The following is a 20631-nucleotide window of genomic DNA, read 5'->3' on the forward strand; positions in this document are numbered from 1 at the left end:
TATTTACTCTATAACAAGGATGAAACACGCTATCTTCTACAGCCACATTTAGCGCACTTCCATCTATTGGAAAATATTACATAGTACAGAATAACAAAGCTCCACAGGCCAAAGGTAATAACTATTGGAACTAAAGATAATGACCAATTTATCTTAATATTATTATAAGTATGTAGCGTTTTTCTGCCGCTACATTCGCAAAATATAAACTCTTCATCAACGTTATTACCGATAATGATTGAGAAACACAATTTTTCTCGTTCTAATCTATGGGTGAGCACTATAACGACTAAAGAATGGTCAATGTATGTAAAGCAACAAAGCTTTACTATTCTTGTCTCAAGATAATAGCCAGCCAGTGTTGCTAAAAACGATACTAGCAGTTGAAACTAACGAGAAAAAAATATTATGAAAGCTAGGTATGCGATTGAGAGATTGGATGGCTTAGTGGTGCAACGAAACAGTTAATATAAGTCTTATAGATGTAAAAAAACCTTGTAGCGTAAAGCGTACAAGGTTTTTTGTATTCAATGGTGCGCCCACAGGGACTCGAACCCCGATCGATCGCTTAGGAGGCAACTGCTCTATCCTGTTGAGCTATAAGCGCATAATGGAATGCTATTGTAGAAAAAACCAATTACAAAAGCAATGAGTAATCATTAAGCAGCGGGCTTTATGCTCACTTACCATTGCTAAGGGCGTCGGCGACATCTACTTTCAGCTCGCCTGTTGCTTGTTTGGCGCCTGAGTTCGGTTTGAATAAATTATCCATATCGTTCTTATAGCCATCGATATTGTTATAATCATGCTGACTTAAGATGTCTTGTCCGGTACTTGAAAGCAAAAAGTTTCTAAAATTAATAGCAGCAGGGTTTGGCGTCAATACAACGCCATCTACTGCTTGTGCATCTTGTAACGCATAGCTAAATGAGATAAGGCTGCGGGTATCGGTATTGTCACTTTTAGCTTGAGTTGCCACTTCAGTATCAGTCTCATTATTTTCATTAAGACCATCTTCCGCTGTTGCCTCTTGAACACTATTATTTTTCACTTTATTTTGATTGTGCTTATCTTGAGCCGCCTTTAATTGTTCTTGCAGTGGGGATAAGCGCTCTTTTGACAGCTTGCTATTAGCAATAATTATATCGGTATTCACGACATAAGATGCGCGCTCATCGTCAGTGCGATGACTGTCGGCAAATTCGCTGTCAGATAGCGTTAGAAGGGCCGCGGAAGTAACATAGTTTGTGACTATCTGCACATGCGGATAGCGTGATTGAAAGGTTGTGATAACAGCATCTAAAGGCACTTGTATCTTGTCTTCTGCTTGTATATGCAAGGTGCTTTTGGCAATGGCGTTTTCATCATCCGCTGTCGCCGTTGATGCATCATTATCATTTGCCATAATAGGCAGAGGATCCATGTTTTTACGATTGCTGGTCCATAACCAAGTAAAAATGGCGATAAAAATAATCAGCAGCAGTAAAATAAGCCCGGCTAATAGCAGCTTGTAGTCTCTCATAAGTTACCGCTCTTTTTTTTGGTTAAAGTAATCAGTGATTTAAATAAATAACGAATGGTAGTAAATTTACTCGTGCGGATTTAACACCTCAGCCGCCAAATCAGCCAGCATATCAGCAAAAATATCTGTCGCTTCTACAGTAGTAGCTGTTGTTTGTTGCTCGCTAATTTTTTGTTTAATAGTACTGTTTTTCTTGATGCTGCTAGCATTATTTAATGGCGCAGCTTGGTAGTTTGAAGGGGAAACCGTCTGCTTGTCAATCGCTTTTGCCCCTGCCATTTTGGGCGCTACCGTTTGGTGCGCGGCTAAAGGCGATTCACCTGTCGCAAGCTTATCTTTGAGCCATTTAAAACCATTTGTCTCCCACCATGCCTCAAAGCGTGGTAACGTACTGCCGCGAACCGCCGCTGGCAAGTTTAAAGTACGTAGTTTTTGGGCGAGCACGGGGTCGCTAATGGCTTGATGAATGCTTAAATAAAGCGAGCTGCTATCATCGGTATAGGGCTGTCTGTTTTGCCATGACCTATCATCAATTTTCATGCGCGGCAGTGCCCACAGCTCACCGCGATAGTATACAACATATAAACGTCGTTTAGGATGGACGAAGATGGCATCAATGGGACGCAAAGGCATAGTATTATAGTATCTCGTCAATATAAAAAGATTAAATAGTTAAGTATCAACAACGGTAAACAGTGACATAAGACAATCAATTAAGATAACAATATCTTGTCTTGCAAACAAATAGTCTTCTAGCAAATTAAGCAGCATAATAGCACGACACTGAATGTCGCGCGGTGCTTCTGCCGCGATGAATAGACTGGTAAATAACCAGCATCAATGGCACACTAATATCCGCTTATTTTACAATTTCTCAGGCTTATAGTTAATAAGTCGCTCGTCGTTAACCGTTGCTATTATTTTTATGCGGCTATTTATTAGATTACGCTCAGTATGCTAGCAGAAATACAGTCCAGTAACGACCTAGAAACATAGATTGGTGAGTACTGCTTGTCGCATTTCTTAATCGCCATTGATGTGCGCTGTCTACTGAGAAGCTACTATAAAGACGGCGCTATAATAGTCAGCCATACTTCTCCACGTTAATTTTTCTTAATGTTACTTTTTCTTAACGCCATTTTATTATTCACCTTATCAATTCAATCAGACTATCCTTTATGTTTAAAATCATTCAGTCCCACCGTACCGAGCTTTTGGTTGAGCAGTTGCTGGAGGCTTATAAGTCCAAAAACCAACCCATTTTTGAAGAGTTTGTGGTCATTGTGCCGTCAATGGTACTTGGTGATTGGCTAGATAAGTCTATTGCAAGTCAAGCGGGTATCAGCACCTTAGTGACGACGACGTTTTGGGGTCAGTATCAGTGGACATTGATGCAGGATGTGTTGAGCCGTCATAACACCTATATATTAGAGCAAAACCCTGAAGCGTCAACGTTGAATGTGCCTGAGGTGGCAGTGCTGTCACCAACGGTAATGCAGTGGCGCTTATTTGGCTATTTGACTTATTACCAAGAGGCAAGTGTAGGGGATGAAAAACACCCCGTTCATCCATTGCTAGCGTCTTTAATCGATGAGCCGCAAGAGGAAGTTCAGCAGGACAGTGCACGACAAGACAACGCACAACAAGATAAGGCGCAACAAGATGCGCGTATTTGGCAGCTGGCAAGTGATTTGGCGAGGGTGTTTAACCGCTATTTGACCCATCGTGAGGACTGGTTAGATCTGTGGTCACACAACAAAACGCTCAATGTGGATGCGCTGATAGCAGATAAAGATGCACTATCCCTGCGCTTCGATAAGTATGCGCGTGGCACGCCTGAGTGGTTGGTGGCGCACTATGTAGAGTTAGAGGTCGCGCAGCGTTTCTTATGGTCGCATTTGTTTGCCGATGTGCATCAGCACCGTGTGGCGCTTGAAGATACCTTTTGGTCAGCCTTAAAAGAAAACAAGGCGAATGAGCGTGCTCAACTGCCCAAAGTTCTGCGTATTTTTACTATTCAGCAATTGCCACAGACCGAGCTCGACTTTTTACAGCGCTTATCACAATACATGAATATTACATTGCTGCACTACAACCCATCCAAGCTGTTTTGGGCGGATATTGTTGATAAGTCGTGGCTACAGCGTCAGCAGATTATTAACCCTGAAAGCGTGTTTTTGCGTGACTATGGTCACAGTCTGCTGTCGCGTTTGGGTAAGCAATCACGCGATACCTTTGCGATGCTTGCTAATTTATCGGGTAATGAGCAATACCAAGATGCACTCGTCGAGTGGCAGGATATTTTTAATGAGGGCGATGATAACAATGATGGCTTGCGCGACGACTTCGGTATTGATTTTGATGACAGTGCGCAACAGGTGCAAGAGAGCCCAAGCTTATTAAAGCGTTTGCAAAATGATGTGTTGATGCTAGACGAGAAGTCTACCCAGCAAGCGACCGCGGCCAAAGTCTCGCAAGCAGTCAGTAAACAACTAGAGACAGGCTCTAATCAAGACGAGCAAGAAACGCCTTGGTATGACGATGAAGTGTTAGAGAATAAACGCTTTGAGAAGGAGCGTTTTTGGGCAATGTCTGCGCAAGATAATAGCCTAAGTATTCATTCGTGTCATAGTTTGCAGCGTCAACTTGAAGTACTGCGTATCATGATTGGGCGCTGGCTCAATGAACCGCTAAAATCTGGTGAGAAAAAACGCCATATATCCGATATTGTCGTTTTGCTACCCGATGTTGAGCGTCACCATGCGCTGATCAGCTCTATTTTCGTCAGCGGTAAAGGACAAGATGGTTTGACCCTACCTGCAAAGGTAACCGGTGTTGTCGATGCGGATATTCGTCAGCTATGGGAAGCCATTATTGGTTTTTATAAGCTATTAGGCAGCCATAGTGCCCGCTTTGAAGCGGCAGAGGTGCTTGATTGGCTAATGCTACCACCGCTGTATGAAAGTTTTGGCTTAACCCATGACCAGATGAGCCGTGGTTGTGATTTGCTGGTAGAGGCAGGCTTTATCCGCGGCTTTGATGAATGGCATCTTAAACAAACCTTAGATAGCAACGACTATGACTACCGATTTACCTTTGCTCAAGCGCTAGATAGATTAACTTTGGGTCTGGTAATGCCAGAGGCCAGTTTAAGCGATTGCTTATATCCTTTGGCACAGGAAGATTGGCCAAGCACAGCCTTGCCAGAGATGAGTTTGCCGCTGCCGCAAGTGAGCCTAAATGATGCGATGATTGTCGAAGCGCTTTGTCGTATCTATGCCGGTTTGACCGCGCGCCGTGATGATCATACACAAAAACTAAAAGCAGAGGATTGGCTCGATCAGATTGAGACACAAGTCATTCACCGCTATTTTGGTGATGTCGATCAGACCCGTACGATGCGCGCCATCTATAACGCTATGAATGGCTTTAAATCAAGCCTGAGGGCCAATCGCCACTATAGACAGTATGCCAGTAGCGATAGTGTCAGTAATGCTAACAAAAAAGAAGTAGAGCAAAGGCTGGCAGGCGTTGAGCAGTTGCCGCTAAAACTGAGCTTTATGCTGGACAGTATTGAAGCGGAGCTTGAGAGTCAGCAGGTCAGTGCCGAGCCGACTGGGGTGAGTACCTTTGGTCGATTTGGTGCGTTAAGAAACGTGCCTTTTGATTTGGTGGTGATGCTCAATATGGATCTCTCTGAATTCCCTGGGCGTGATCTTGATAATCGCTATGATTTGTTGAAAGCCACCAATTCCCGCCGCGGTGATAGAGTCAGTGAAGATGATGATAATGGTGCGTTTTTAGACGCATTGCTGTGTGCGCGCAGTGCTTGCTGGATATTTTACAACGGTCAAAGCTTGACGGACACCCACGAGCACCTGCCCGCCAACCCAGTCAGTGAGCTATTACAGTTTTTGCAAGGTGAGGTGCAGTGGCAGGTCAACTCGCTTGAAGCGTTAGACACATTGCCTGAGAATGTTGACTCTACCACCGAGAGCCTTAAGCGTTATTTACCTAAATTGATTAAGCAGTGGCTGGTGACGGAGCATCCAGCACTACCGTTTCATGAGAGTTTGTTTGAAACAGACATTGAAGACGCAGATGTTTGTGAGCAATCGTCTGACACTCCTAAGCTCAATTTGAATGAAAGCGCAGCTATCCACACTGAAAATAATATTCAAGACAACAGACTTATTGATAGTGCAGATGAGTTAGATGTTCTTTTGAATAAAGCCATGCGCAAAACTAAGCTTGCGCAAAAACGTCAGTTTCCGCCTGCGCCCCTTTGGCAAGCGGTGTTTCATACCTTAAAAGGCCTAGCATCTAGTGAGCATGCAGAACTGGTTGGCTTGCCTACCAAAGCACAGTACGAATCAATCGCTCAGCTGCTTGGTCAATCTCTAGGTCAGTTAGGACAAGTAGAAAATCAAACATTAGATGCATTGGCTGAGATGCTGTCACTAGAAGCGACAGCTGTCTCCAGTGATTCTGGTGAGATTAATGACCTTACTAATAAACAGGCACTTTCCGAAACTGTATTTAATATTGGAGAGATAGACGTTGAAGGGGTATTGGCCTATCAAGTGCGTCATCCGGCCAAGGCATTTTTACGTACTCAAAAGGTGCACGTGGTGCTGGGCGAGGAAGCGATGGCACATCAAGAGCCGCTATTCCTAGACAATCTGACGACCTATCAGATAAAAGAGTATTTGATTAACGAGCTGGCGAGCGATGCAGCCAATAACAGTACTGACAGCGCAGCCACGCAAGACAGCCCAATTCTAATGTATCAAAAAATCATGCCAGCAGGTGTGGCGCGCCAAACGACATTGCCCAATCAACAACAAAAGCTGCAACAGCAATGTCAGGAATTTAAAGAGCAACTAATTGCTAATGGCTGGGACAATGGCTTGGATGATGCTCAGATATTGGAGGCGAGCGATATAGGTAGTTTGCAGCTACTGACCCCAACGATCGAGCATCCCGTTCAGATAGAGCTAGCAGCTGTGCTAGATCATGCTGATAATGCGCCATTACTGAATCTATTACCCCAATTCATTAAGATAAAAGGCTCAGTACCAATATTAGTACCAACATCAGTAGCAATAGATGCTAATAACCATCGCTCTAACATACAGGCAGGTGTGTCCTATGCTGAGCAATCCCCAAGCAGTGGTTAAACATACTACCCAATTCTGCTAGCCCTAAGCATTTAATCAAGTTTTGGTTGTCGCATTTGTATTGGCAAGTTGCCAGACGCACGACAGCCGAGCAGGTAGCACTAAATGATGGCGTAAGTATTTGGCGTTTTAATAAGCCCAGCTCACAAGTCAAAAAGTATGAAAAAGTAACCGCCTTTAAGCTAAACCCTATTGTGTATGAAGATGCCGTGGTTGAGCTAATAAAATGGGCGATATTTGGCAAGCTAGTCGGTCAAGTGCCGATTACCTTATTGCCAGAATATGCGCTCAGTTATCTTGATAAATGCGCAAAAGCGGCAGAGAGTGAAGACGAGAGCGGCAGCTATTGGCCAAAACGCGCAGACTTCTCAGATTGGCTAAGACCTAACTATCACGTAGACACGGTATACGATACCTGCTCGCAGCATGCCATTTGGCAATACGTACTGCGTGATCAAGACGCCTTTAAAGCCCTATCAGCAGCATTAACGACGTTAGCACAGCCGCTGTATGAGCCAATGTTCACAGCGCTAGTTGGTCTAGATAGTTAGCAGGCTAGCTGGTTACTTAAAACTGTTTAAAACGGTTCGTTTTTTGCCCTTTGGCTTAATTGATAATAAAAAGTGTACGCTCATATGACAGAATTTACCGCCACCACTCACATGATGGACATTTCTACCCAGCCACACTCATCCGCTGAGTACCTGAATGAATCGCCTCACTCAATTGATACATATCAGGGTATGACTGACAGTGAGGTTGCGAATGACGACATGGCCAAGCCTAAGAATAAGGCGGATGTGATACCAGCGGTTGATGTTGCATTGACGGGTCGGCATCTTATTGAAGCGTCAGCCGGTACTGGTAAAACGTGGACACTAACTGGCATTGTACTGCGTCTGTTGATTGAAGCACGGCGTGCGCCAGAGCAAATTATCGCGACCACCTTTACTCGCGCCGCTGCAGCTGAGATGCGTCAGCGCATCCATGATCGTTTGGTGGATTTTTATCAGCTGCTGCAATGGGTGAATAGCCTGAGTGCTGACCTCGCTAATAAAGAGAGTTTGTATCTGCATATACTACAGGTGACACCTGATAGTGATAAGGATAAAAAGGCCAGCAAGAACTTAAGCACGGATTCAAACGCTGAAACAGATGCTGATGAACTAAATCAAGACGTTGTTTATGACAACGTTCATGACAAAAAAGCCGCTGCTGAAAAGCGCGCCCAAGCAAAAAAAGATCGTGAGGATTGGTTGGTCGCGCAGGCTAAATATGCGCGTTTAGATGACATCATGCAAGACCCTATTAATCTGCATTTGGTCGGCTACTTGCTTGATCATGTATACAGCTATCCCATGACGGAAGCCATTCGACGTACGGCGTTGGTATTAACCACCTTGGATAAACTGTTTGTCGGTACCCTTGATAGTTTGGCGCAAAAATGGCTTAAGGAGTACAGTAGCGAGACGGGTCATCAGCAAGGCATGGCTATTATTGAAGACAGTAGTATTGAGCAAGTGACGGACAGTATTATTCATGATGAACTGCGTCAGTTTCAAAGTAGGCTGTATCATGAGCAGCCTAAGCTGTATGCATTGATGGATCAACAAGGTAAGCTGACGGCGGTTGGCGATCATAAAAGTTATGTGACTCGTTCGCTGAATTTTGTTTCTGCGCCAATTAATGAAGTTGTGAGCAGTAATTTTTCTTTTGAGGGTTATGAGCGGCTTATCCACAGTATCATTGAGCGCAGCGATGAGCTTGATGCTTTCTTTAAGCCTGACGGCGAATATTATGAAGTTCCCAAAGGGCAGTTGCAGAACAACCGAGAGTCTTGGCCGAAAATTATTCAAGTGTTAGAAGAGTCTGGTCCAGCCGCTTATAAGTTCATATCAGACAAAAAAACTTATACTGGGAAGTTAATTGAAGCTTTTGAGAAAACCGATAATATTGGCTCTCAGTTTCGTGTACCAAAAGATGGTGAAAGAGTTAATTTAATATTTAATGAGTTGCAGGTGGTTCGTGACTTTAAATGGTATATTGAAGAAAGCAAAAAGCTCGATGAATACATAGTGAGTGTCTTGGCTAATCTAAATCGCCATATCGTGCTTGCGGTACGTGACAGGCTGCCGGTTATCTTAGAAGAGCGCGGTGAAACCACCTTTAGCTTGCAAATGGTACGCTTAAACCAAGCATTAACCGGTCGGCAAGGAGAGAAGTTGGCTCGTTATATTCGTCATCACTATCCAGTGGCATTGATTGATGAGTCGCAAGACATCAATGGCGAGCAAGCCATTATGATTGAAAGCATCTATCTGCCGAAGCGTAAACCGTCGGCCAATGACAAACAGGCTACTACTCATAAAGCCAACCATGAGTTTTTATTATTAGTGGGTGATCCTAAGCAGGCTATTTATGGGTTTCGCGGTGGTGATGTCGCCAACTACAATTATATGAAAGCCCAGTTTGACAAAAGCAGCCTTTGGACGCTCGATATTAACCGCCGTTCAAACGCCAGTGTGATTAATGCTCTAAACTGCTGGTTTGGTATGCCGGCGCCAGTGACTAATGAGAATAGGCTCGCACAGTTAGGTAGTGGTATTTATTACCAGCACATTAAAGCACATAAAGAAGAAAATCAGCTGTCTTGGTTTAATGAGCCAGACATACTAAACAGTGACCTAAATAGCGACTTAGTGAGTGACTTGGTGAGTGATGTGCTCTCTGCTCAGCCTGTGAGTGTGTTGCACCTGCCTTATGATAAAGACAAAGAGCTTGAGTACGATGAGCATGAAATCACAGCGCGTCATATTGCGACCTTGCTCAGCAGTGGTCAGACATTAAAAGGCAAACCGATTCAGCCGAGCGATATCGGCGTGCTGGCACGTGCCAAAAAAGATTTAAAACGGGTGGAAGACGAGCTAGTAAAACTCAATGTGCCGACCTTGACCACCAGTGATGTCAGTATCTTTGAAACCGTTATGGCAGAGGATGTGGCAGCGCTGCTGAGTGCCATGCTATATCCGTATCGTCATGACATGATTAATCGGGTGCTGACCAGTCATTTGTATGGCCTGAGTATAAAAGATATCAAAGCCATGATGACTGACCATGAGTCAGGGGCTGTAGATTTAAATAGCGCTAATACAAAAGCCGTTGATAATAAGAAAAGCTATCAAGACTTTATTAGCTATTTAAAAGAAGGCACACAGCGTTGGCAGCACTTTGGCATATTATCGGCCATGCATTACTTGTTAGATCAAAGCCCTGTACAGCCGCAAGGCGTTTGGCAAGCCTTAGCCGCGCATCCAGAAGGCGCGCGTCATATTATGGATTTGCGTCATGTGATGGATATATTAGCGCAGTATGGTATCGGCATGGGTGAGTACGAGCTGCTGGCCTGGTTTAGACAAAACATAGATAGTGCGCCTAGCAGTGATTGGGCTAAGCAGTATCCGCTACCGACAGAGTCTGGTGTGCAGCTGATGACCATTCATAAATCAAAAGGGTTGGAGTTTCCCATTGTTTATGTGCTGGGTATGGGCGATGCCAGTAGGAAGTCAGGTAATAAAGAAGAATATGGGTTGTATCTCTATAACGCGCAACAAAACCCTAGCCAGCAAGATGCTACTCAACAAGACGCTATTCAACAAAATCAGTCAGCGTTGGCTCAGCAATCGACAGGCAATCAGCGCCGATTCTCTCCTGTACAAGGCTCTGCGACCACAGAGGGCTATTATACCGATATGGAGACGCAAGAGGGCTTTGATGAGATGCGCCGGCTTGGTTATGTGGCATTTACTCGCGCCAGTGAGCAGCTTTATGTGGTGCTGCGGGATCCCCATAACAAAACAGGGTTTGAATTAAAGCCGGTGTTCTATTGGTTTGACTCACCAGAACCAAAATTTGAATTGCCTGATAGACTCAAAGGCACTATAGGTATGATTAGAGGGCATAAGGTCAATGAGTTCTATAACGTTAATTGTGCTGCCGCTAAAGCAGGCGCATTAACGGATAATGGAGCGCTTGCCTCGATTAAGCCCAAAACAGAGCCTATTAAGTATGATGATTTTTCAGAAGTTATGAAAATCAATTACTTTTATGGTTGGGCTAAGACCAGTTTTACCGCCTTAGCCCGTCAGCTAGATGAATCAACGCAGACAATGGCTATCATGGATGAGCGTATTGATGATGCGATAGATATTGATATGACCGAAACCTCAGTTTCAGTTGTGCCATCACTGAATGATAATGATTCTGCCAACCAAGTCGATGAGTTAAGTCTCAAGCTAGAGGATGATATTCGTTTTACTTTTGTGAAAGGTGCCAATGCGGGTACATTTTTGCATGAGATATTTGAAAAAATTGATTTTAATAATAAATCGCAGTGGTCTCAGGTTATCGATAGAGCGATCAGTAGCTATCAGCTGCCATTGGTATATAGCAGCGCTGAAACTCAAAGTCGTCGATTACAAGCGAAGAAGCAAGAGCAAGGCGATAGTACTTCATTAAATACTGATTCATTGGATTCGGACTCGATAGATGCTAGCAAGCATGAAGCTCTCATTGGCTGGATTGAGGAGGTGCTACATACGCCGCTATTAGCGTCCAATCAACCCTTATGCTCTATCGATGCAAGTCAGAGGTTCGCTGAATTAGAGTTCAATATGGGGCTGTCAGAGCGTTTTAAAGCGCAAGATATTAATAGACTTTTTCAACAGTACCTGCCTAATGAAACCGACAAACATGTCAATCTTGTTCCGCAAAACAAAGCGCATTTGTATCGTTATTTACGTGGTGAAATCGATTTGGTGTATGAGCATGCTGGCAAGTATTACGTCGTCGACTATAAGAGTAATTTTTTAGGAAATAGCCTAAGCGATTATAATGAAAACACCCTCAAGCAAGCAATGTCCAAAGCAGGATATTGGTTGCAAGCAGCGATTTATCAGGTGGCGTTGCATCGATTCTTATCGATGCGGATTAATGACTATGCAGGTAATGAAGATAAGTATTTGGGCGCGGTGGAGTATGTCTTTTTACGGGGCGTATATGATTCAGCTGCCTCGTTAGCTATTAAGGCAGCAGAAGAGGCTAATACGCTTGACGGTAATAACTTAATACACAGTAATTCAATAAAGCATAAATCAATAAGCAGTGCCCGCTACGGATTGGTAACTTGGGACATTCCTATTGATTTTATTAAAGCCCTAGATGCATTGTTTGGCATGCCAAGTTAGCAGGCTATACAAAATGCATGCAATCACGAATTTGATGCAACAAATTAATATAGCGATTAATCTTATAAATATAGAGAAACACATACCATGAGTAATAATCTATGAATAATAATAAGAGCAGGGCGGATATAAGTTCACAAGAAAGCTGGGCCAGCAACATCAGTGATTATATTTTGCTGCGCCGGCAACAAACGTATTTAGCGTATAACGTGACCGATGCCAAGCCTAATACTGATACTGATAGTGCAAAAATAGATAAAACACCAGATAGTGGTTTGTTTACGGCTTTATTTACTATGTTGGCGACGCATTTAGAAGAGGGGCATACTGTACTCACCATTGAGGAAACTGAGCATGAAGTACCGCTCAGCGGTCATATCAATGCTGAGCTAGTGACACTATATGCTTGGCAACAGCAGCTGTTAGAGATGCTAGCAATGCCGATTATTGCCTTGATTGATACTCAAATAGAGGTTCAATCAGAGGTCGATATTACGGCTGAGCCATCAATATTTGTATTGCTAGAGACTTTGTTTGCTAAGCAAGACCAGCTATGGGCGCAGCTGGCACTCAGTAATCATGAAAAAGAGATGTTGGTTAAAAGGTTCGATGCCATTGCCTTACTTTATAAGTTATTGAAAAATAGCAACATAACGTCTTTTGCTAAGTTAATCGATGAGCACACTTTGTTCGCTAGCGTTAATGCTAACGTAAACAATAATAAAAATAGCCTAAGCAAAAGTAATCAACCTATTATTTATCAGCTTATCAATAACAAAGAGGCTGATAAACAAAACGCAGCAATCACTTTTTGGTTACACCGAGCTTGGCAAGCTGAGTTTAACTTAGCCGCGCGCATCAAAACTATTTTAGACCAGCAGATAACACCGCTAGAGTTGTCAATACCCAAAAATCTAAACGAGCAGCAGGTGACAGCCATTAACGTGGCTAATAACAACGCCTTTAGCATTATTACTGGTGGGCCAGGCACGGGGAAGACCTACACCGCTGCTCGGCTAGTGATTGCGCTGCAACAGGCAGCAGAGAGTGGGGGAGATGCGCGTGAAAGCATTAGATTTAGTACTGACAGTGCCAGCTTGGCATTAGCAGCACCAACCGGTAAGGCTGCACAGCGCATGCAAGAGTCTCTACAGGCGGCGTTAGACGCAGCGGATGTTGAGCTACAGTTGCAAGAAGCAAAAACCATTCATCGCTTGTTAGGTATCGGTCGGACGGGGAGACCGCGTTACGATGCCAATAATCCACTTGGCGAAGATATTATCATCGTCGATGAGGCATCGATGCTAGGGGTTGAGCTGGCGAAGTATCTTGTGAGTGCGGTAAAGCCTGGCGCAAGGCTGATATTGTTAGGAGATGCGAACCAGTTAGCAGCGGTAGATGCAGGGGCTGTATTGGCTGACTTGTGCCGTATTCCACTATTACAACCCATTCATGCAGAGCTAACAGAGAGTCGTCGATTTACAGCAGACTCGGGTATCGGTAAGCTTGCTTATCAAATCAACAAAATGGAGACAGATACTCATGCTATTTGGCAGTTGTTAAAGCATGATCAGGCACTGAGCTTTCAATATGTGAATAGCATCAACACCTTGCAAACAGAAGCTTCTCTAGATAATAAGATAGAAAATAGCCTAAGTAAAAATAAAGATATCTCAAACCTCAATCTAAACTACCATCCCTACATAAATAAAATTAAATCGTTGCTGATAAATCCGATAGAAAAATCCATGCCAGAATCAGTTAAAGATACCATTGCTTCATTAATGGAAACCTTTAATCAGTTCAGGGTGCTAACTGCCGGCCATAATGGCGAGTGGGGCGACCATTATATTAATAATTACTTTACTCAATGGCACCTCACTGAGCTTAAGCTACCACTGGGTCAAAACACATGGTTTCATGGTCGTCCCGTTATGGTCCTTCAAAACAACTATGAGCTAGGATTATTTAATGGCGATATTGGTTTTTGTTTGCAAACTGGTAATGAGCGTAGTCGACTCGAGGTGTTCTTTGAAAATAAGAAGCAGGGGATTGCGGTCAATCTGCTTAATGAAGAGGTGATTGCCACCGCCTATGCGATGACCATTCACAAATCGCAAGGGTCTGAGTTTGATCATGTGGCCATTACTTTTGATAATAGTCATGCAAGGCTACTGAGCAAAGAGCTTATTTATACCGCTGTTACCCGTGCCAAAAAACAGGTAACCATATATAGTACGAAACCTGCTTTGGAAAAGGCTGTCCAGACACCCACTGAGCGTCATACGGGTTTGGCATTACAGTTTTAATTGCCCCTGACTACAATCAAAGCAATAAAAAAGCACCCACTCGGTGCTTTTTTATTATGCGATACATTCAAAACATTCAACCAAAGAATGACTAGATTTTGTCTTCTTTAATAGCATAGATACCAGGCAAATGACGCAAGTAACCATGGAAATCCATACCACAGCCATAAACATAACGGTCTGCGACATTAATACCAACAAAATCAACGTCAAAGTCTGCAACCTTGCGATCGTGCTCTTTATTAAGCAACACGCAAGATTCGATAGATAAAGGATTCTCTTTACCCAATTCTTTAACAATGGCTTTTAGCGTAATACCTTCGTCAAAAATATCGTCAATTAATAAGACGTGTTCGCCCTTGATGCTCACATCAGGCTTAAATTTCCAATCAAGCTCATTCGTACCTTCGTTATCACGATAGCGTGACGCATGGATATAATGCATGCGATGGTAGAACGTCAGATGCGTCAATAATTGACCAGCTGGGATAAGTCCACCGTTCATAACGACCATAACGATTGGATTTAAGCCGGCATAATGTAGGTTGAGCTGGGCGGCAAGGCGCTCATAAGCAGCGGCTACTTCGATACTGCTGATAAGGCACTCTGAGTTGCGCAGGGTTTTTTCGATTTCTTGATTACTAATTTGGGTCATGAGTTGCGCCTTCGATAAAAGTGCCGCCTATTTTAGCAAATTTTAGCAAATTTGCCCAACACTACAGTCTTAATAAAAATATAATATTCGTTATTCAGGCCTTTTTACGATAAAAGGACGATAATAATTGGCCAAACGGTTCAAAGAGCTGTCAGGTAAGTCAGGCAATAGCTTGTTTAATGCCATAGACATGCCTTTATCGATAGCTGCCTTTGCCATTGGCACAGACTTGCGTTTAATCATGCCCAATTTTAACGTATCAGCATAGCGGCTGATAAAATGCGTTAAAGTCTCTTCGTTTACCGTTTCAAGTGCTTTTTTAAACAGCGCTCTATCAACGTGCTCAGGCGTAATCGCCGCAAAACCGTCATCAATAGTTTTAGCATCTGCATCTGACAATTTAAAACCGATGCGCTTGACGCCTTCGTTATCAATGAAAGTCGCTTGATCCCTTAAAAAATGAAAACTTGGCATCACTTCTTCATTGTTCTCTTTACCCAACAAGATATTGAGTAGGGTATCCGTCGCACGCTCGATGGTGCCAACGATTTTACGCATAGAGGCTTGGCGCTCAGGATTTGGAATAATATCTACCAGTCCAACCAACAATTTATCAGTAAGGTCGCGAGCCGTTTGGTGGGTCAGGGCGTCACGATAAGGGTAATAGTCTACTTTTTCGTTTGATTCAACGACTTGCTCTGCCTCAATAATTAATTCTTTCAATTTATCTGAAGGTACGAATCCAAAATAGTGTGTCATTCTAACTCCTTTATTTGTTGTTTTTAACGTCTTATCAACGTTACATCCCTCATCAAATCAGTTACTATTTAAAAAGAATACTAAGAAAGGATTCAGGCAATTGGTACTCATTAATGAAGTGCCTGAATCTTAAAATACCATGCTTTGTTGGTCAGTAATAATATGGGGAAGATGCTTCTATTTGCCTAATAACGGGTGCTCTGAGTCGCTCACCGCCCACTAATCTAGCATATTTTTAAGATTTTACTTTAAAAAGCTTGAACTTATAAGGCTATCTAATACTTGTCTAGGGAGAGATAAGATGAATAGTGCTATTGTACTGTTGGTTGCGGTTGCCGCTATGCTTTGCGGGTATCTGTTTTATTCAAAATTTATCGCCACCAAAATTTTGGCATTGGACAACAGTCGTCCCACGCCAGCGCATACCATGAAAGATGGGGTAGATTATATCCCCACCAATAAATACGTGCTATGGGGGCATCATTTCACCTCGGTCGCAGGGGCGGCACCAATTATTGGTCCTGCGATTGCGGTTATTTGGGGCTGGGTACCCGCCATCATTTGGGTCGTTTTAGGCACTATCTTTATGGCAGGTGTCCACGATATGTCGGCCATTTGGGCCAGTATGCGTAATCGAGGTCAATCGATAGGTTCTATCGCCGGTACTGTCATGGGCACACGTGTGCGCAGCTTAATGATGGTGGTTATCTTTTTATTATTATTAATGGTCAATGCGGTATTTGGCGTTGCTATTGCCAATATGATGATAAAAACCCCATCTTTGAACTGAACCCCATAAGTTGGACACAACTTATGGGGTATTTATGCATTACGACCTAGACTTTAAGATAAAAGTCATCGCATACTATAGGCAAGGACATACTGGTCATGCTACGGCTGAGAAATTTAACCTAGACAATAAGATAGTTGTCAGATGGGTTAAACAGTATCAAAGCGGTGGTATCGATGCTATCAAACCAAAGACAAGCAAAGCCTACTATAGTGGCGAGTTTAAACACGAAGTGATTACAACGATGCTTACCCAAGGCTTAAGTCAATTGGAAGTAGCTTTAAGGTATAACATCAGCTCACCGGCCTTAATTAGCCACTGGCACAAAGCGTATCGGCTTTATGGTATGTCTGGACTAATATCCAAACCTAAAGGTAGAACCGCCATGAGTAAACCCTTTATTACAGACAAGCCAGATGATGAAAAGACGCTAGCAGAGCTTAAGCGTGAGAATGAGTACCTACGTGCGGAGAACGCCTACCTAAAAAAGCTGGATGCCTTGCTCAAACAGAAGAAGAAACAAGCTTTGAAAAAGCAAGGCTCATCGAAGGACTAAGACAAGAGCACCCTTTATCTGCTTTGCTAAACATCGCTAAGATGGCTAAGAGTGTCTTTTACTACCATAGGTGTCAGTTTGATGTTAAAGACAAATATGCAGACTTAAAACATCATATTGCTCAGATATACCACAAGCATAAAGGCAGGTATGGTTATCGTAGAGTCACGGCCGCGCTAAAGCAGTTAGGGGTTTATCATAACCATAAGCTCATCGCTAAGCTGATGCGTAACATGAAGCTTAGCGCAAAGATAAGACGTCAGAAGTACCGATCTTACAAAGGACAACAAGGCAAGATTGCGAAGAACTATTTAAAGCGCCAGTTTCATGCAGATAAACCAAATAAGCGCTGGCTGACCGATATTACTGAGTTTAAGGTGGGTGATGATAAGCTGTATTTGTCACCCATACTTGATTGTTATAACAATGAGATCATCACCTATACGCTCTCAAAGAGACCCACTTATGACTTAGTTGGTAAGATGCTAGCTAGTGCTTTAGATAAGACAAATCCGTGCCGTGGTAAGAGATTAATGCTGTATTCTCACCTAGGGTGGCATTATCAAATGAAATCGTTTAGCACGACGCTTAAACAGCATGGATTTAAGCAAAGTACGAGCAGAAAAGGCAACTGCTTAGATAATGCACTGATGGAGGGGTTCTTCGGTACCCTGAAGTGCGAGACGATTTATATTGAGAAACCGAAAACTATTGAGCAGTTAGAGAAACAGATTCATGAGTATATGCATTATTATAATCATGAGCGTATTCAACTTAAATTAGAAGGACTGAGTCCTGTGCAATACAGAACTCAGTCCTTGTTATAAACTAAACCGTCCAACATTTGGGGGTCAGTTCACTTCTGTCTTGCCGGTTTGGGGCGCTTTAATCGTAGCGTTTATCATCGGTCAGTGTATTTATCGCTATAAGATGAATCTGGTTTGGGTCTCCATCATTGGGGTCACCGCTTTATACGGGCTTATTTATCTCGGTCCTATGTTCCCTATCGTATTACCTGAGACCTTTATGGGTCTACCGGATAATGCAATCTGGATTCTTATTCTATTTGCTTATGCGGCAATTGCGTCTTTGTTGCCTGTTTGGATGCTACTGCAACCGCGCGATTACATCAATGGCTTACAGTTATTTGTCGGTTTGATTTTATTATACGCTGCCATCTTTATTGCTACGCCGAACATTGTCGCGCCAGCGATAAACACGGCATTGCCAATCGGTACACCATCTATGCTGCCCTTATTATTTGTGACCATTGCTTGTGGTGCAATCTCAGGCTTTCATGGTTTGGTGGCGACGGGTACGACGTCCAAGCAAATTGATAAAGAAGAAGATGTACGCTTCGTTGGTTACTTCGGTGCCATGGGTGAGGGTATGCTGGCACTTGGTGCGATACTTGCGGCAACCGCAGGCTTTGCAACCCTTGGCGACTGGCAAGCCGTTTATCAAAAATTTGGCGACGGCTCGATTGGTGCCTTTATTGATGGCGGTGCGACCATATTAAATGCAGGTGTTGGCATTGATATGGTGTTATCACAGACGATGCTGACGGTAATGGCAGCCTTGTTTGCTGGTACTACGATGGATACTGGCGTTCGATTACAACGTTATATCTTCCAAGAATTTGGCGAGATTTATAAGCTGCCGGTATTAAATAAAAGTGTGGTGGCAACGTTTCTTGCCGTTGGTAGCTGTCTGTTACTAGCATTTGGTGCTGGTGGCATTGATGGCGCGGGCGGTATGATTATTTGGCCGCTATTTGGTACAACCAATCAGCTCATGGCTGCTTTAACCTTAATGATTGTGACTGTCATCTTGTTACGTAAAGGCAGACCTGTATGGTATACCTTAGCGCCATTATCGTTCTTGTTGGTTATGACCGTTTTTGCGTTATTGATTCAGCTAAAAACATTCTTTAATGACGGTAATTGGCTGCTTATCATTATGGATATTATTATCTTAATAGCCACGATTTTAGTGACATTTGAGAGTTTATCAGTACTCCGTAAAGAATGGACGTTACATAAAGGAAAAAGCAACCTTTAAAAGTGATTCCTAATTGATACTAATATAGGTATAAAAAACATAGGTATGAAAAAACGCTAGCAGCAATTGCTGGCGTTTTTTGTATGGTATAGGCATGATAGATGATAAGAAATAAGCAAAATGCGAGTAAATCATGGAAGATAACAAGACACCAAATAACCTAGAAAACATGCCAGACCGTCTAAAAGACAACCAATCGTGGTGGCAACGGTTTGTGGCAGGACTGAATGAGTTTTATCATGCACCATATCGTCAAACGATGGCACGTGCAGCGCGTGACGAAGAAGATTTCTTTATGCTGCTTATGTTTGCTGAGAGCCTCGGTATTGATAACCCTGCCAGCTTTTATACACTAGAATTGCAGCCGTTATTTTTAGAAAATTTCCACGAATGGCACACACGCATGGGTATGGATAGATGTCCGTTTGACCACGTTGGTTGCTGTTAGTCGGATGCTAATTTATTAACCGTTATATTGATTCAATGTTGAGACACCAGTATGGCTTTACATCCTCTACACAAACTAATAGAACAACTGGCAACACAGCCGATTATATTCGTCGGTGGTAAAGGCGGTGTTGGTAAAACCACCACTGCAGCGGCACTTGCCAGTCATTATGCTAGCCAGCAAAAAAAGACCTTAATTATCTCAACCGATCCGGCGCATAGTTTGGGTGATGTACTTAATATACGGTTAAGCAACGAGAAAACAGCGGTAACGCCTTATCTTGATGCTATCGAGCTAAACCCTGACATCATCGTCGATGCACACTTTGTTCAAGTTGAGCGTACCATCAGTGCTTATGCCAATCCCGATATGATGCCCAAAATTCGTGAGCACCTACGCCTATCAAAATCTGCGCCAGGTGCACAAGAAGCCGCCATGCTCGAGTCCATGTGTCAGCATTTAGTCAGCGCAGCGGATGCCAATTATGAACATATCATATTTGATACCGCGCCAACTGGTCATACACTGCGTTTATTGGTCTTGCCTGAGATGATGGGCGCGTGGACAGATGGATTATTGGCACAGCAAAGGCGGCAAGCTAAATTGCGCTCGGTCGCGAACCATTTAGACAGTCACAATCAAAAGAGCAATAAAAAAGACGTCGATAATGATGTGCCAAATCCATTTGCTGCAAAAAAATCTGACCGCTGGGAGCAAGCAGTATCCGTACTAGAAAAACGCAAAGCGCTGTTTCGTCAGGCAGGAATATTGCTGCATGACCGTAGCCAAACCGCGATTGTATTAGTTATGACGGCTGATGTATTGCCACTGGCTGAAACAAAGCGAGCGATAGAGCAGTTAGAAGACAGTAAGCTTATGCCAGCAGCGATAGTTATCAATCAGCTGATAACACCAATACAAACTGATGAGTTTTGGCAACATCGTGCCGAGCGCCAGCAGCAGCTAATGCATGATATTGAAAAGATTTTTACGAATTATCCGCTGTATCCAATTTATCTACAGAAAACAGATGTACGCGGTACTGATGCATTAAGTACTTAAGTAGAGGCATAGTTATATAAAAATAATTATATAAAAAAAGCCGCAT

General features: G+C 43.1%; 10 protein-coding genes, 1 tRNA gene and 3 pseudogenes. 9 read left to right on the plus strand and 5 right to left on the minus strand.

Annotated elements, in window-relative coordinates:
• Positions 1 to 531: 531 nt before the first annotated feature.
• From JMX94_RS06010 to JMX94_RS06020, 3 genes are all read right to left on the minus strand, one after another.
• Positions 532 to 607: transfer RNA gene (locus tag JMX94_RS06010), tRNA-Arg, on the minus strand.
• 72 nt (positions 608 to 679) lie between these two features.
• On the minus strand, positions 680 to 1522 hold the full coding sequence (locus JMX94_RS06015; protein WP_201564126.1) for a hypothetical protein: 843 nt from the start codon (positions 1520 to 1522) through the stop codon (positions 680 to 682).
• A gap of 66 nt (positions 1523 to 1588) precedes the next feature.
• The gene (locus JMX94_RS06020; RefSeq protein WP_201564128.1) at positions 1589 to 2155 is read right to left on the minus strand and encodes a hypothetical protein; all 567 of its coding nucleotides are present in this window, start codon (positions 2153 to 2155) and stop codon (positions 1589 to 1591) included.
• 545 nt (positions 2156 to 2700) lie between these two features.
• Here JMX94_RS06020 and JMX94_RS06025 point away from each other — a divergent pair.
• From JMX94_RS06025 to recD, 3 genes and pseudogenes are all read left to right on the plus strand, one after another.
• Positions 2701 to 7253 (plus strand): annotated as a pseudogene (locus JMX94_RS06025) (exodeoxyribonuclease V subunit gamma).
• Positions 7254 to 7337: 84 nt separating this feature from the next.
• On the plus strand, positions 7338 to 11945 hold the full coding sequence (locus JMX94_RS06030) for a UvrD-helicase domain-containing protein (RefSeq protein WP_201564130.1): 4608 nt from the start codon (positions 7338 to 7340) through the stop codon (positions 11943 to 11945).
• A gap of 101 nt (positions 11946 to 12046) precedes the next feature.
• The gene (gene recD / locus JMX94_RS06035) at positions 12047 to 14254 is read left to right on the plus strand and encodes an exodeoxyribonuclease V subunit alpha (protein ID WP_201564132.1); all 2208 of its coding nucleotides are present in this window, start codon (positions 12047 to 12049) and stop codon (positions 14252 to 14254) included.
• Positions 14255 to 14345: 91 nt separating this feature from the next.
• On the opposite strand, the gene JMX94_RS06040 is transcribed toward recD, so the two are convergent.
• Together JMX94_RS06040 and JMX94_RS06045 are read right to left on the minus strand one after the other, a co-directional pair.
• Entirely contained in the window at positions 14346 to 14909 is a 564-nt protein-coding gene (locus tag JMX94_RS06040; protein WP_201564134.1) for a hypoxanthine-guanine phosphoribosyltransferase, read from the minus strand.
• A 90-nt stretch (positions 14910 to 14999) separates the two neighbouring features.
• Positions 15000 to 15668, minus strand: a complete 669-nt coding sequence (locus tag JMX94_RS06045; RefSeq protein ID WP_201564136.1) for a hypothetical protein — start codon at positions 15666 to 15668, stop codon at positions 15000 to 15002.
• A gap of 301 nt (positions 15669 to 15969) precedes the next feature.
• On the opposite strand from JMX94_RS06045, the pseudogene JMX94_RS06050 reads away from it, so the two are divergent.
• The 6 genes and pseudogenes from JMX94_RS06050 to JMX94_RS06075 all read left to right on the plus strand — a co-directional run.
• Positions 15970 to 16449: pseudogene (locus tag JMX94_RS06050) on the plus strand (carbon starvation CstA family protein); the annotation flags it as partial.
• Between the two features lie 43 nt (positions 16450 to 16492).
• Positions 16493 to 17014 (plus strand): helix-turn-helix domain-containing protein, encoded by a 522-nt coding sequence (locus JMX94_RS06055; RefSeq protein WP_201564138.1) that lies wholly within the window; start codon positions 16493 to 16495, stop codon positions 17012 to 17014.
• Entirely contained in the window at positions 17002 to 17841 is an 840-nt protein-coding gene (locus JMX94_RS06060; protein ID WP_227673543.1) for an IS3 family transposase, read from the plus strand. The genes JMX94_RS06055 and JMX94_RS06060 overlap by 13 nt, the downstream gene beginning before the upstream one ends.
• 31 nt (positions 17842 to 17872) lie before the next feature.
• Positions 17873 to 19075, plus strand: a pseudogene (locus JMX94_RS06065) (carbon starvation protein A); the annotation flags it as partial.
• A gap of 133 nt (positions 19076 to 19208) precedes the next feature.
• Complete coding sequence (locus tag JMX94_RS06070; RefSeq protein WP_227670325.1) at positions 19209 to 19523, plus strand: cory-CC-star protein; 315 nt, start codon at positions 19209 to 19211, stop codon at positions 19521 to 19523.
• 51 nt (positions 19524 to 19574) lie between these two features.
• Positions 19575 to 20585: an ArsA family ATPase gene (locus JMX94_RS06075; protein ID WP_201564140.1), complete on the plus strand. Its 1011-nt coding sequence runs from the start codon at positions 19575 to 19577 to the stop codon at positions 20583 to 20585.
• Positions 20586 to 20631 lie beyond the last annotated feature (46 nt).

The organism is Psychrobacter sp. CMS30, from assembly GCF_904846565.1.
Classification (GTDB): domain Bacteria; phylum Pseudomonadota; class Gammaproteobacteria; order Pseudomonadales; family Moraxellaceae; genus Psychrobacter; species Psychrobacter maritimus.

Excerpts from the sequence above, each read along its gene's own strand:
- JMX94_RS06015 (WP_201564126.1), bottom strand. The coding sequence starts at position 1,522 with ATGAGAGACTACAAGCTGCTATTAGCCGGGCTTATTTTACTGCTGCTG.
- JMX94_RS06020 (WP_201564128.1), bottom strand. The coding sequence starts at position 2,155 with ATGCCTTTGCGTCCCATTGATGCCATCTTCGTCCATCCTAAACGACGT.
- JMX94_RS06030 (WP_201564130.1), top strand. The coding sequence starts at position 7,338 with ATGACAGAATTTACCGCCACCACTCACATGATGGACATTTCTACCCAG.
- recD (WP_201564132.1), top strand. The coding sequence starts at position 12,047 with ATGAATAATAATAAGAGCAGGGCGGATATAAGTTCACAAGAAAGCTGG.
- JMX94_RS06040 (WP_201564134.1), bottom strand. The coding sequence starts at position 14,909 with ATGACCCAAATTAGTAATCAAGAAATCGAAAAAACCCTGCGCAACTCA.
- JMX94_RS06045 (WP_201564136.1), bottom strand. The coding sequence starts at position 15,668 with ATGACACACTATTTTGGATTCGTACCTTCAGATAAATTGAAAGAATTA.
- JMX94_RS06055 (WP_201564138.1), top strand. The coding sequence starts at position 16,493 with ATGCATTACGACCTAGACTTTAAGATAAAAGTCATCGCATACTATAGG.
- JMX94_RS06070 (WP_227670325.1), top strand. The coding sequence starts at position 19,209 with ATGGAAGATAACAAGACACCAAATAACCTAGAAAACATGCCAGACCGT.
- JMX94_RS06075 (WP_201564140.1), top strand. The coding sequence starts at position 19,575 with ATGGCTTTACATCCTCTACACAAACTAATAGAACAACTGGCAACACAG.